The sequence below is a fragment of the Conexibacter sp. DBS9H8 genome (assembly GCF_023330685.1).
Classification (GTDB): Bacteria; Actinomycetota; Thermoleophilia; order Solirubrobacterales; family Solirubrobacteraceae; genus Palsa-465.
This window is the reverse complement of the sequence record NZ_CP097128.1, coordinates 249,478-262,366: the sequence shown is the minus strand read 5'-3', so window position 1 is coordinate 262,366 and position 12,889 is coordinate 249,478. Positions and strand designations below refer to the sequence as shown.

The 12,889-nt window shown below is 70.9% G+C and carries 11 protein-coding genes; 4 read left to right on the top strand and 7 right to left on the bottom strand.

Going from position 1 to position 12,889, the window contains the following annotated elements:
* Positions 1-11: 11 nt before the first annotated feature.
* From M3M55_RS01230 to M3M55_RS01205, 6 genes are read right to left on the bottom strand one after another with little or no spacing between them, the layout of a single operon-like run.
* Positions 12-560, bottom strand: a complete 549-nt coding sequence (locus M3M55_RS01230) for a hypothetical protein (RefSeq protein WP_249011006.1) — start codon at positions 558-560, stop codon at positions 12-14.
* Complete coding sequence (locus tag M3M55_RS01225) at positions 544-2,049, bottom strand: type IV secretory system conjugative DNA transfer family protein (RefSeq protein ID WP_249011005.1); 1,506 nt, start codon at positions 2,047-2,049, stop codon at positions 544-546. Before M3M55_RS01225 ends, M3M55_RS01230 begins: the two co-directional genes overlap by 17 nt.
* Entirely contained in the window at positions 2,046-3,338 is a 1,293-nt protein-coding gene (locus M3M55_RS01220; protein WP_249011004.1) for an ATP-binding protein, read from the bottom strand. The genes M3M55_RS01225 and M3M55_RS01220 overlap by 4 nt, the downstream gene beginning before the upstream one ends.
* On the bottom strand, positions 3,335-4,816 hold the full coding sequence (locus M3M55_RS01215) for an SCO6880 family protein (protein WP_249011003.1): 1,482 nt from the start codon (positions 4,814-4,816) through the stop codon (positions 3,335-3,337). The genes M3M55_RS01220 and M3M55_RS01215 overlap by 4 nt, the downstream gene beginning before the upstream one ends.
* A complete protein-coding gene (locus tag M3M55_RS01210; protein ID WP_249011002.1) occupies positions 4,813-6,327 on the bottom strand; it encodes a hypothetical protein in 1,515 nt (504 codons plus the stop codon). Before M3M55_RS01210 ends, M3M55_RS01215 begins: the two co-directional genes overlap by 4 nt.
* Complete coding sequence (locus tag M3M55_RS01205; RefSeq protein WP_249011001.1) at positions 6,324-6,608, bottom strand: DUF6112 family protein; 285 nt, start codon at positions 6,606-6,608, stop codon at positions 6,324-6,326. Before M3M55_RS01205 ends, M3M55_RS01210 begins: the two co-directional genes overlap by 4 nt.
* Before the next feature lie 123 nt (positions 6,609-6,731).
* On the opposite strand from M3M55_RS01205, the gene M3M55_RS01200 reads away from it, so the two are divergent.
* Positions 6,732-7,262: a sigma-70 family RNA polymerase sigma factor gene (locus tag M3M55_RS01200; protein WP_249011000.1), complete on the top strand. Its 531-nt coding sequence runs from the start codon at positions 6,732-6,734 to the stop codon at positions 7,260-7,262.
* Between the two features lie 96 nt (positions 7,263-7,358).
* Here the strand turns inward: M3M55_RS01200 and M3M55_RS01195 are convergent, their stop codons facing one another.
* Entirely contained in the window at positions 7,359-8,900 is a 1,542-nt protein-coding gene (locus M3M55_RS01195) for an O-antigen ligase family protein (RefSeq protein WP_249010999.1), read from the bottom strand.
* Between the two features lie 128 nt (positions 8,901-9,028).
* Between M3M55_RS01195 and M3M55_RS01190 the strand changes: the two genes are divergently transcribed.
* Genes M3M55_RS01190 through M3M55_RS01180 form a run of 3 tightly spaced genes read left to right on the top strand, consistent with a single transcriptional unit; the run spans position 9,029 to position 12,889 of the window.
* A complete protein-coding gene (locus M3M55_RS01190; protein ID WP_249010998.1) occupies positions 9,029-9,448 on the top strand; it encodes a hypothetical protein in 420 nt (139 codons plus the stop codon).
* Between the two features lie 52 nt (positions 9,449-9,500).
* Entirely contained in the window at positions 9,501-11,222 is a 1,722-nt protein-coding gene (locus tag M3M55_RS01185) for a hypothetical protein (protein ID WP_249010997.1), read from the top strand.
* Between the two features lie 41 nt (positions 11,223-11,263).
* Positions 11,264-12,889, top strand: a complete 1,626-nt coding sequence (locus M3M55_RS01180) for a glycosyltransferase family 39 protein (protein WP_249010996.1) — start codon at positions 11,264-11,266, stop codon at positions 12,887-12,889.

Genomic DNA, 12,889 nt, shown 5'->3' with positions numbered 1-12,889 from the left:
AGTCGATCATGTCAGGGGTGGCCGCTCGGCCCGCTCGCGTGCCTCGACATTGAGGTGGTCGGCCCGCCGGTGAGCCCGGTGACGTGGACCTCGAAGACGCTGCGGTCACGGTCGGGTACGAACGGGTCGTGTCCGTCGCGCAGCAGCGGGTCGAGCCGCTCGAGCTCGAAGATGAGCGACAGCTTGCCGGGCGGGTCCTCCCACTCGCCGCTGTCATAGAGGGCGACCCAGACCGAGAAGGCGGCGAGAGCCTCGACCTGGATCTCATCCTCCCACCACCGTGACCGAACCGCGAGGCCGTAGCGGCGACGCAGGTCACAGACATCAGTCCACAACTGCTCCCACCACGCCCGGCGCTCACTCGGCCGGGCGCACTGGCGCCAGGAGAGCAGGCGCCGGGACGACGACGGCTCGGGATCGACGTCCTCGAGGTCATCGCCATCGGTGCGGTCGCACTCGCTCGCTGCGCAGCCGCTGGCTCTGAGGTGGACAGCGTCCAGACCGCTGCCTCCGTGGTCGGCAACGTCCTCGGGGCTGACGGGGTCAAGCGGAAACGGCATGGTCGTCTCCTTCGGTCGGGTGGTGTCGGTCCCCGGTGGCGGCGAGCCGCCGCAGACGACGGTCGGCGTAGTAGCGGCGCAGCCGGAGACGCACGGGCGCGAGTCGCCCGTAGAGGAGCAGCGCCTCCCCCTCTCTGAGACGGCGCAGCGCGTCGGCGGCCAGCAGCGGGACGCGGCGGCGACCCATGCTCGTGCTCACGCCCTCACGCCCGCGGCTGCGCGTCGTCTCCGGCACGTCAGTGTCACCGACGAGCGCGGAGAAGTAGCGCAACGTCTCCATGTCCGCCACCCCCGGCAGCAGCATCCGGGCGCGGTGACTGTTGACGACCGTCTCCGCCTGGCCGCCGTATCGGGCTCGGGCCTGCTGGAGGTCGTGAAAGATCGAGACGAGCTGGATGTTGTGTGACGGGGCGGTCGAGGCGACCTCGGCGAGGTTCGGGATCGGGGCGACGTTCCCGGCCTCGTCGAGGCAGAGCAGCAGCGGGAGGGGCAGTCGGCCCCCGTGCGCATTCGCGCGTGCGTAGGCGGCGTCGACGACCTCGGCGACGAGGGCGGTGAAGATCGGCCGCAGCAACTTGGACGCCTTCGGGTCGCCGATCAGATAGAGCGTCGAGGCTCCCTCGAGCAGCCGTTCGGGAGTGATCTCGCTGCCGGCAGCTGAACGGGCGACCCGCGGGAAGCGGTAGGCGCGTAGCAGCGCCTGCACGGTCGCCTCGATCGAGGTGCGGGTTCGGTCCGCCTGGGCCTGGAAGCCACGGACGGCCTCGTAGGCCTCGCGGGCGTCCGCTCGGCACGCCGGGTCATGCCCCTCGCCGGCGAGCCGTTCGAGGATCCGCTCGAGGTCACGCGCCCCCTGGCCGTAGGCCCAGCTCAGCACGTCCTCAATTCCGAGACCGCCGGCCGCGGCACAGAACAGCAGCGGCGCGAGACGCTGCTCGGCGGCGACGGCCCAGAACTCTCCACCCTCGGTCCCGCGCTGATCGAGCTCGCCGGCCGCCGCCAGGCGCCAGGCGACCTCCAGGGCGCCCTCCCAGCGGTCCGCCGTCCGCAACGGCGACCACGTGTGGGAATGCACCCCGGAGAGGGCGAACGGATCGAAGACGAACACGCGTCCGGGGTGGCCTGCGCATCCGCTGGCGAGCGCCGACCGGCGGGTGTGGGTGGCCGTCCACAGGTCCGTCTTGATCGATGAGGCGAGCGCGGGCCCCTCCCACTCCAGCAGGGCCGGGATCGCCAGGCCGGCTGACTTGCCCGACTGGGGCGGGCCGAAGGCGATCAGCGCGTGGCGGGCTTCGGCGCGGAGGGTACGACCGTGGTGGCGTCCGAGACCGAGTCGCCCCGCGGCGCGGGCGCGAGCACGGGTGCGCAGCGGAGCCAACTCCGCTCCCGTGGCCCAGCGCGCGGAGTCGGCCCGGCGTGGTCGCACGGGATCGGTGCGCCACGCCACGGCGGCGAGCGCCGCGGCGATCAGGAGGAGCGGGAGGCTCACCGGCGCTCCTCCGATCCTGGCGCGCCCGGCCGTGGCGGCTCGGGCGCGTGACTCTCCACGCCCATCCCGGAATCGGTGTCGGTGAAGCGGGCCTCGAGGCGGGAACGGTAGTGCTCGACGACGTGGGAACCCGAACCGACCCGCCAGAGGGCCTGGCCGCGGCGCAGCAATGTGAGAAGGCGGGCCTCGGTCCCCGACAGGCCGAGGAGCGAGCGCGTCAGCTCGGCCTGGCTCGGGTCCTGGTGGTAGATGACACGGGTGGAGGCGTCGGCGATCAGCCCCTCCGCGATCCGGGCAGCCCGGGATCCCTCGGATCCGGCGGCGCGGAGGTCGGCGAGCTTGTGCAGGACGATCACGTTCATCACGCCGAACTGCCGGGCGAGCTTGAAGTTCGCCTGAAACCACTCGCCAAGGCCGGCGTGTTGGACGATCTTCCAGGACTCGTCGGCGACGTTGATGAGCCGGTCCGGTCCGGGACGCACCGACAGACGGGCGAGCAGCGCGCTCATCCAGGCGGTCGCGCAGGTCATCAGGATCCCGACCGCCGGCGAGTCGCGGACCGCGTGCAGGTCGACGACCACGAGCCGCGCGTCGAGGTCGAGTCCGGAGCTCGTGGGGCCGTCGAAGATACCCGCAAGGGGGCCCTCGCAGAGATCCTGCAGGGCCAGGCCAGCCCGCCGGGCGTCACCGGTGAGCGTCGCCACGTCCGTCTGCAGGATCGCCGCGAGGTCACCGGTCGGGGCGAGCAACAGCCCGGCGATCTGAGGCAGGGTCGGCTCTGTCTCGACGTCGCAAACCCGGCGCAGCGCCTCCCGCAGCACCGCCGCCTCGGCCTGGGTGAGACGGTCGCCGATCGCCGTCGCCGTGATCGCGCGCAGCAGCTCGACGCGCCCGGCGGTGTCCGGTGTGCTGGTGAGCGGGTTGAGGCGCACACCCGCCCCGGGGGCCAGTGACACCGGCGTGACGCCGGCGGCGGCACACAGCGGCCCGTACTCGCGCTTGACGTCGAGGATGAAGGCGCGGCGGCCGAACAGGAGCATCCGCCACACGAGCGTCTTGACGAGCGCGCTCTTGCCCTGCCCGAGGGTTCCGAGCACGATCATGTTCGGGTCGTCGAGGGCCCCCTCGGCATACAGGGACCACGGGTCAAAGCAGAAGGCCCCGCCGGTCGACTGGCGTCCGATGAACACCCCGCGGCCGCCGTAGCCGCCTCCCCCACCGCCCCCGCCCGGATAGATCGCCTGGGCATGACGGGTCGTCGATCGATGGGCCGGCAGGCGGGAGGTCATCTCAGCCCCCGGGCGAGGGGCAGGGTGAAGGTGAAGGCCTCCGCCTGCTGCCCGTAGAGACGCCGCAGCTCGAGGCGAGCGGCGGCCGCCTGCTGGATCGTCTCGGCACACCCGCGACGCAGCTCCCCCTCGTCGCGCCCGCTGACGGTGATGAACCCGCTGAAGCGCACCTCACCGTGGCCGGCCGCGAGCTCGGCCTCACGCCGGAGGGCCGCTTCCTGGGACTGGCGGTGCCGAGCGGTCTCTGACTGCCCGAAGCGCTGGCGGAGCGCGCGGTCGGCACGATCACGGGTCACCGCCGCCTCGACCTCCCGGGTCGAGCGGGCCGCCGCGACCGGCTCAAAGGTCACCGCGACGGCGCGCGCGGTCCCGGCCCGGTGGAGCAGGCCACTGAGAAACAGGGCGGGAACCTCGACCCGCGGCCAGCCGGCGATCCAGAACGTCGCATGCAGCGCCCCGTCGCAGCGCAGGTGATCCCAGTGTTCATCGAGGGCCATCGGCGTCGGCGGGGCACCGCGACCCGTTTCCGTGCGCGAGTTCGGCACCCCGGGGGTGCCGTGCCCGGGCTGACATTCGAGGTAGGGATCAAAACCGGTGTGCAGCGCGCGTTCGACCTGACGCGGCCCGAGTGCGCCCAGCACGGTGACCTCGCCGCCGGCGAGGACGCCGGCGACCCGCTCGGTCTGCTCGATCGCGGCGATCCGCACGCCGGCCGGGCCGCCGCGTACCCGGCGGAGATCGAGCTGAAGGGTGAGCAGCAGCTCGTGGGACTGGATCACCGGGGCGCTCGCGCTGATCAGCTCGAGGTAGGACTCCATCACCGCGGACCCGTGAACGCCGAGCTCGGGGTCGCGTTCGCGCTGGAGCCAGCGAGCGAGCGCGTCACCGTCGGCGGGACCGGTCCGCTCGAGCCACTGCAGCCGGCGCACCGGTCCGCTCGCGAGCGTGCTGAGCAGGACCCCCCACTGCGTCAGGCGCCGCTCCTGGTCGGCGGGATCGAGGAGGGTGAGGGCCGGGACCTCACACGCGAGGACCGTGCTGATCCGACGGTCTGAGCGGTCGCGGATGAGCCCGAGCGTTCCGGACGGGTGGGCGAGCGCCTCCACCGTGATTCCGCCGAGGACCGGACTGACCGGAGTCGGGTCGCCGGACACCGACGGGGTGGCCCGATGGCCGGCGAGCGGGGCCCGGGACCGGAACCGGCGCCGGCCACGGGCGCCGCGGCCGAGGAAGCCGGCCGCGGTGGGAAGCCACTGGATCGCCCGGCGGCCCCCGGCTGGAGCGAACGCGGCGCCCGTGATGAGCGCGATCAGGCTGACGCCGGCGAGCGCGGTTCCAGGCCGGGGACTGAGATCGAGCAGGATGACGAGCGCGACCGCCGCGGCGGCGAGGACCGCCAGCTGAGGGCCGTCGAGGGGGCCGAGCAGGCCTCGGCGCTCAAGCGGGCCGAAACGGAAGGTCAGTGGCGTGTGGCTCACTCTGGCGCTCCGTCTGGGCCTGTCATGGCGCCCCGGTCGCGCGGTTCGGCCGGGAGCTCGGTCCACCACCCGTCGGTTGCGCCAGTGAGATCGAGCCTCGCGCCCGCGGTTTCCTGGGAGAACAGGCGGTCAAGCCAGTCTCCCCGGTCCCCGCTCGGCTCGGCACCAGAGCCGGGTAACCCGTTCGCGCCGGGGGTCGCCGGCGTGCCGAGTGGCGGGCCGGCGGCGGCCCCCGGGCGAGCGGGGGCGGATCCCTGCGGTGCGAGCGTCCCGCCGTCACCGTCGCCGAGCCACGGGCCGCCGCTGTCTGGCCCGAGGCCGCCGCTGTCTGGCCCGAGGCCGCCGCTGTCTGGCCCGAGGCCGCCGCTGTCTGGCCCGAGGCCGCCGCTGTGCGGTGGTCCACCCTGTCCCGGACCTCGTCCGGCGCCTGAGCCGCCTCCCTTCTCAGGATCGGTCCCCGGCAGCAGCGCCGCTGCGCCGGTGCTCCGCATCGCTTCCGATGCCGTTCTGGAGTCAGCCCCGCCGCGGTCGCGCGGGCCGAGCAGGCTGCTGAGGGTGTCGAAGGTCACCGCGGCTGACTCGAGCGGAGACGGGCCGGCCGGACCACCGGTCGCCCGTCCGGCCCAGTGACGCGCCCGCTGCCCCGCTTCCTCGAGATCGCCGTGCAGTCGCGGCCCGTGTGCGGCGGCGAGTTCGGTGAAGGGAAGCAGCCGCAGCAGCGCCCACGGCGAGAGCGCGGCGAGGAGCATCAGTGCGCCGGTGGTGAGCGCGGCGGTCAGAGAGGACTGCCCGGTCACCGTGGCCGTCGCCGCGGCGCCGGCGAGGGAGAGGATCGCGACCATCGCGAACTTCGACAGGATCAGTGCAGCGAGCACCTCGAGCATGTGGCGAATCCAGACCCGCCGGGCCGGCCAGACCATGGCGGCAAACCCGAGCGGAAGGAACAGCACGACGACGTAGATCGCCGCGGCACGGATGACGAGCTCGATGCTGATCGCCAGCCCCCCGACGAGCATCAGTCCTGCGACGATCAGCAGCAGGAACCCGCCGTGCCCCGCGGCGAGCGCCGATACCGCCCGGTTGATGAGCGCGCCGGCCCCGCCGCTCCGGCTGACGACGGCGCACAGCGCGTCGGTCACGGCGAGGAGGACCTGGATCAGCGGTGTGCACAGGGTGACCGCGAGCACGGCGAGTGGGAGGTCGACGAGGCCCGCGCGCAGCAGCATCGCCAGGTCGGCCCGGGCGATCGCCTGTACGGCGGCGGCGAACAGGAACGGGAGCGTGAGCACGAGGGCGAGTCCGGCGATCACCCAGTAGCGCCCGGAGAACCAGGTCGCCGACAGGGACGGGTTCGCGGCTCGGTCGATGATCGTGAGGACCTGAGCGAGCATCGCCTCGGCACCGGCAACCACCCAGGCCGCGACGGCGGCGAGGCCGACCCCCGCCGCCTCTCGCAGCGGCCACTCCGCAAGGGTGCCGAGGATCGACCCGGCGCCGAGCAGGCCGGTCATCGTGCCGTCGCCCCGAGGTGCGCGAAGAAGTTCACCAGTCCGGGAGCGGCGCCGATGATGAGTGCCGCCGCGGCGGAGACGAGGGCGGCCATCCGTCCACGGCCCGCGTAATGGTGGCTGTTGGTGTGGGAGGCCACAGCCCAGATCGCCGCTCCGATGAACGCCCCGAGGAGCGCGATTGACAGCGCCCACGCGTCCGCCCCGTTGACGAGCTGTTGGAGCACGTTGCTGCCGGGGAGCGCGCGAGCGTCCGGGGTGGCGGTGACACCGAGAACCACCATCACGAGACCCATCTAGTCCAAAACAATCTAGTTGACATGTATTCAGCCTAGGTCGTAGGCTCGCTTTCGGCAAGCGTTGATTGCAACTAATTGATCTCGATACCGCCAGGAGCGCCCACCACTATGTCCTCACACGATGAGATCGCCGACCTCTACCCCCGGCTCGCCCCGCAGCTGCGCCGAATCCTCGGGCGGCGGCTGCAGGCCCCTGATGCCCTGATGGAGGACGCCTGCCAGCAGGCGTGGGAGGCGCTCCTGCGCCACGGGGAGCACGTCAGGGCCGAATCGCGGCTGCCCTGGCTGGTGACGACGGCCCGTCGGGAGGCGCTCACCCTGCTCTCGCGTCAGCGGGTCGAGCTCCCGAGCGACCCCTTCGGAGGCCCGCCGCCTGAACCTGCGGGCGGTCGCCAACTCACTCCGCGGCCGCTGCGCCCGCTCCCGCTGGCCTCACGCGTGCCCGGACCGGCCGAGGCGGCCGAGCTGCGGGATCGCATGATGCAGCTGTCCCATCTGCCGCGCCGTCAGCAGCACATCATCTGGATGCGCGGCCTCGGTTTCGGCTACCGCGAGATCTCGCTCGAGACGGGCGCGACCGAGCGCACGGTCGAACGGCAGATCACGGCCGCCCGCAGGCGGTTGCGCGCCGCCGCCTGAGCCGGGCGCGACAGGCCGGCCCCAGCGGCGGGGGGAAGGTGGCGCAGGGGTGGAGGGCGGACCGGAGGCGGCGGGCTGGGGGGCCGTGAGGAGCCCTCAGGTCGTCGGCGCGAGCTGGCGCCGGGCCTGGCGGGCGGAGCGCCGGTCGGACTCGCGCGTGTCCGCCCAGCGGTGGGCGAGGGCGCCGCCGACGGCGAGCAGGACCCACGTCGTCGGATCCTCGAGGAAGTCGGCGTACAGCTGGGTGTGGAAGAGCAGCGCCAGCAGCGCGGCGGCGATCGCCACTCGCACGGGGTCACCCCGTGCGCCGCGGAAGAGCGTGACGATCGCGCTCACGAGCAGGGCGATGTAGGGGATCAGGCCGATCAGCCCCTGCTCGGCGGCGATCGTCACGGCGATCGTGTGGGAGGCGCAGACGGTGCCGCAGGAGCCGCCGTGACGCTTGGCGTACTCGGCCTCGAAGGCGCCCGAGCCGTAGCCGGTGAGCGGACGGGCCGCGAACATCTGAGCTCCGCCGGAGATGAGGCTCGCGCGGCCACTGGACGCGCCGTTGAGGCCCTGGTTGAGTCCGAAGGTCTTCGGAGTGATCGCCAGCGCGATGCCTCCGACGAGCAGGGCGACGGCGAAGGCTCCGACGACGAGGCGCGTTGCGTTCCAGCGGAACGCGGCGAGCACCGCCATCCCGACGAGCAGCGCCCCGAGGCTCGAGCGCGACAGCGTGAGGACGAGGCAGCCCCAGAGAATCGCGAGGACGACGGCGCTGGTGAGGACCTCGGCGGGACGGCGGCGATAGATGAGCACCGCGGCGCCGAGGATCATCACGATCGCGAGGAACCGACCGAAGATGTCGGGGTCGAAGAAGACCGAGTTGACGGTGAAGTACGGGTGCACCTGGTTGGCGGCGATGAGCTTGGGGTTGAGCAGCACGGTTCCCGTGGCCTCCTCCCAGAAGCCGACGGCGGAGAAGATCAGCGCGAGGGCACCGAGGACGATCAGGCAGCGGCGAACGAGCGCCTCGCCCCAGTCGAGGTCGCGCAGAAGTGCGGCCAGCATCGCGAAGGGGACGTAGAAGAAGGTGAGGTTCCGCAGGGCGGCGGCGAACCCATCGAGGGTGCCGAAGTGGGCCGAATACCACGCCTGGATCGCGTAGAGGACGACGGTCAGAGCGAGCAGCCACTCGAACCGGTGGGCGGGCCGCCGTCGGCCGGCCCGCTCCGGGTGGGCCAGGATGGGCACGAGCCAGGACAGCGCGGCGGCGGCGACGACGAAGTAGAGCGGGACGAGCAGGTTGTAGGTGGCGCCCGACACCGAGATCGGCACGCGAAAGGGGAGGGCGGCCAGCGCGAGCGGAGCGATCCACTGCCGGTGGCGGGCGAGGAGCACCGCGACGGCGATCACCGCGAGCAGTCCGATCAGGGCTGCTGCGACCGCTACGAGCGGGTGGCGGCGGACGACATCGAGCTGCGGCGAGCCCCAGATGTCCCCGAGCAGCAGCGCGGGGGCGAACACGAGCGCCAGGAGCATCGCGCCCGCCCGTCGACGGTCCCCCTGGAGGACCAGGACCGCGCCCGCGAGCAGAGCGAGCAGGATGACCCCGAGCTTGAGCGGTGAGCCGGTGACGACGCTGAGGACGAGCACGGTGCTGGCAAGCGTAGGGGCCCGGCGGCGAAAACCGGTAGCGGCGGCGGGGTTAGGCCACCGTTCGTCGTCCCCTAACCGTATTCCCACGCCTCCCCGGGCGCCCATCCTCTACGCTGTCCAGCCATATGTCCTTCGCAAAGCTCGCCGTGACCTGCGGGCTGATCGCGGTGGCGTTGTTCGTGAGCGCCTGTGGAATCCAGGCCAAGCCTGTGGCCGGTACGGTCCATCTTGACCGTTACCCCGGAAATCACAGCTATGTCAACGACCCGCGGGAGCCATACCTCAACTGCCTGCACCAGGCAGGATTCAAGGTCACCGAATTCCTCACCGGACCGGGCCAGTTGCGCTCCCTCCAGATCAACAGCGTCCCCTACGGTCCGACCGTGGTCTTCGAGCCGACTCCCGGGATCGCCGAGGGCGACCAGATGAAGGGTGAAGTGGAGTCGGCCGAGGTGATCGGATCGGCCCTCGTCTATCCCCACCGCAGCAGTGACGCCCTCATGAAGACGGTCGAAACCTGCGTCGCCATCGGCGTCAAGGGCTGACGCGGCCGCCGGCTTTTTCGTGTCCCTGTCCTCCACATCCGACCATCCTGCCGTGACCGTGCCGTCCCCCGGCCCGGCTCTGCGCGGCGCCGCCCCTGCCGACGACGGCGTTGTCGGCGGCCTGCTGGGAGCGGGGAACTGGACCGTCTACGGGGTGATGATCGTGATCGGGCTTGTGGTCGGGGCGATCACGATGATCGTGCCGTGGACCCCGAGCTATGACCCGTGGAACTGGCTCGTCTGGGGGCGGGAGATCCTTCACGGCTCGTTGCACACCCAGGGGGGAGCGAGCTGGAAGCCGCTGCCGGTGCTGTTCACGACCGTGCTCGCGCTGTTCGGCAAGGCGCAGCCGTTCATCTGGGTGGTCATCTCCCGGGCGGGCTTCGTCGTCATGGTGCTGATGACCGGCAAGCTCACCGCCCGGGTCACCCTGTGGCTCACCGCCGAGCAGCGGCCGCCCCGTTTCCGCGGAGCGCGCTGGATCGAGCGCGTCGGAGCGGGCGGGCCCGCGACTCTTGCGGCGCTCATCGCGATGCTCACCGTCGCTCTCGGCAGCGGCTGGATCTCCGACGCCGCCCTCGGCTACTCGGAGGCCCTCGCTGCGGCGTTCCTCGTCATCGGCCTCGAGCGCCACATCGACGGCCGCTATCGCCAGGCCTTCGTCTGTGGCTTCGTCGCGGCCCTCGACCGTCCGGAGATCTGGGCGTTCTGGGGTCCCTACGGCTTGTGGTTGATGTGGAAGGACCCCGGCTCGCGGGCGCTCGTTGTCTCGCTCGCCGTGCTCTGCCTCGTGCTCTGGTTCGTCCCCCAGAAGTGGGGCGGGGGATCGTTCTTCTCCGGCGTCACGCGCGCCACCCACGTCCGGCCGAACTCCAACGCGTTGAAGTCCTGCCCGTTCTGTTCGGAGATCACCGCCGCATGGACGTTGTCGATCTTCCGGGTGAAGATCGCCGCCGCCGTGCTCATCCTCGGCGGACTCGGGCTCGCCCTCTATCTCCGGCGGACCCGAAGCCGCCCCGAGCCGCGGATCCGGCTCACCCCCCTGCAACGGCGCGCCCTTGGTGTCGCCGTCATCTCCGGCCTGTTCGGCTACGCCTGGTGGGCGTTGATCGCACTGGAGACCCAGGCGGGCTTCTCCGGCAACAGCCGCTACCTCACGGTCGGGCTGCCGTTCCTCAACCTCGCGGGCGGATTCTGCTTCGCCGCCTGCGCCGTCGTTCTCGCGACGCTCCCCCAGCGGTGGGTGCCCGCCGAACGTGAGCGTCTCGGGGTCGCGGCGCGGCTCGCCCTCGGAACCGCCGTGCTCACCGCGTTCTTCGCATTGTTCCCCAACTGGGTCGGGTCCAACTACATCAACCTGCCGGCGTTCCACCGCTCCCTCGTCTATCAGGCAACTCTGCGCCAGAACGTCCGCTACCTCATCCGCATCCACGGCGGTCCCAAGGGGCTGCAGAACTGCGGTGCGGGGCACATCATGGTTGAGGGATTCCAGGTGCCGATGCTCGCGTACTACATGGGCGAGCGGATCGACGAGATCGAGGCACCGCCTGAGACGACGAGCACCGGCATCTCCCTGCCGCGCAACGCGCCGTGGCCCAACGTCATCCTGCAGGACCGGGATACCGGCAGTGCCGCCCTGCTCCCGCTCTGGCAGACGATCAACGGCTGGGAACGCCAGGGCGCCCACTACAGAATCATCACCACCAAGGAGATCCGCTTCTTCGAGGACTGCGCGCCTCAGCCCAACGATCAGAAGGCCCCGACCGCAAGCTGAGCCGCGCCGGCCCAACCGTCCACCTCCACCGCCCCCGAGACATGAGCGCAACTTCCTCCACACCCGCCGAACAACCGACCCGGATCGTCCGCGAATTCAAGCTGTGGATGCCCGGATGGCTCCAGCGCTGGCCTGAGTGGCTGCGGGTCACCGCCTTCCTCGTCCTGCTCACCGCGCTGTCCGCGTTCATGCGCACCCGTTACCTCAACGGCCAGTTCTGGATGGATGAGGCGCTTGCGGTCGGGATCGCCTCGCACCCGCTCACGGCGATTCCGGGGATCCTCCGCTACGACGGGTCCCCGCCGCTCTACTACATGCTGCTGCACCTGTGGATGGGCATGCTCGGCGACGGAGAGACCGCCACCCACACCCTGTCGGCGGTGTTCGGGATCTCCTGTGTCCCGATCTCCTACTGGGGCGTGTGGACGATCTTCAAGAACAAGCGGATGGCGATGATGGCCGCGGTGCTGTTCGCCTTCAACGCGTTCCTCACCCAGTACAGCCAGGAAACCCGGATGTACTCGATGATGGCGTTCCTCGGGCTGTTTGCGACGATCGGGTTCATCGCCGGATTCGTGCAGCGTCGGCGCAAGTACGTGATCCTGTTCGCCGTCGCTCAGGCGCTGATGCTCTACACCCACGCGTGGGGTCTCTTCTACGGTGCCGGGAGCTTCATCTCGCTCGCGATCCTGTGGCGGCTGACGCCCGCGGAGGAGCGCACCGGGCTCGTCAAGGACGCCCTGATGGCCTATGTCGCCGTCGCGGTGCTGTTCCTGCCGTGGCTGCCGACCTTCATCTTCCAGAGCACCCACACCGGCGCCCCGTGGGACTCCTCTCCGCGGTTCGGCGCGCCCGTTCAGCTCTCTCAGAACCTGATCGGCGCCGATTCGGCGACCGCGGCGCTCGTCCTCTGCGGAGGGGTGGGTCTCGCCGACCTGTTCGTCCGCAAGGGCCGCAACACGCCCACGGCCCGGATCATGTGGATGTTCTTCTCGCTCGTCATCATCACGCTCGGGCTCGCCTGGATCGCCTCCCAGATCACGCCGGCGTGGGTGCCGCGGTACTTCGCCCCGATCGTCGCGCCGCTGCTCATCCTCGGAGCGATGGGGCTGTCCCGAGCCGGTGTCCTCGGGGCGATCTCTCTGCTGCTCGTGGTGATCTTTCTCGCCAATCCGGCGTCGTTCACGCCGCAGTACAAGTCCGACATGCAGGACGTCGCCGGGGAGCTCGGGCCCGATCTCCACAAGGGAGACCTCGTGATCGTCGGCCAGCCCGAACAGACACCGCTCGCCTACTACTACCTACCGGACGGGCATAACAGCCTCGTGTTCGCCAACACGATGCAGGGGATCGACCGCCAGCCGACCTACATGGACTGGATCAACGCGATCGAGCGCTACCGCGCCGCGAACCCGTGGAAGGTCCTACCGCCTATCCTCAATGCCCTCAAACCCGGTCAGCAGGTTCTGTTCATCAGGCCGATGACCGAAGGTGCCCTCAACTGGAAGGCACCCTGGACCGAGCTGGTCAGGCTGCGCTCGGCGCAGTGGGGTGAGATCATCGCCTCCGACAAGCAGCTGGTGCAGGAACCCGGAAAGTGGGCCCCCCACAACTACTTCGGCGCCTGCTGCGTGGCCGACAGCGCCGTCCTCTACAAGAAGGTCTGA

Bases quoted from the DNA above. Each gene is read 5' to 3' on its own strand.
- M3M55_RS01230 (WP_249011006.1), bottom strand. From the start codon at position 560: ATGCCGTTTCCGCTTGACCCCGTCAGCCCCGAGGACGTTGCCGACCAC.
- M3M55_RS01220 (WP_249011004.1), bottom strand. From the start codon at position 3,338: ATGACCTCCCGCCTGCCGGCCCATCGATCGACGACCCGTCATGCCCAG.
- M3M55_RS01210 (WP_249011002.1), bottom strand. From the start codon at position 6,327: ATGACCGGCCTGCTCGGCGCCGGGTCGATCCTCGGCACCCTTGCGGAG.
- M3M55_RS01205 (WP_249011001.1), bottom strand. From the start codon at position 6,608: ATGGTGGTTCTCGGTGTCACCGCCACCCCGGACGCTCGCGCGCTCCCC.
- M3M55_RS01200 (WP_249011000.1), top strand. From the start codon at position 6,732: ATGTCCTCACACGATGAGATCGCCGACCTCTACCCCCGGCTCGCCCCG.
- M3M55_RS01190 (WP_249010998.1), top strand. From the start codon at position 9,029: ATGTCCTTCGCAAAGCTCGCCGTGACCTGCGGGCTGATCGCGGTGGCG.
- M3M55_RS01180 (WP_249010996.1), top strand. From the start codon at position 11,264: ATGAGCGCAACTTCCTCCACACCCGCCGAACAACCGACCCGGATCGTC.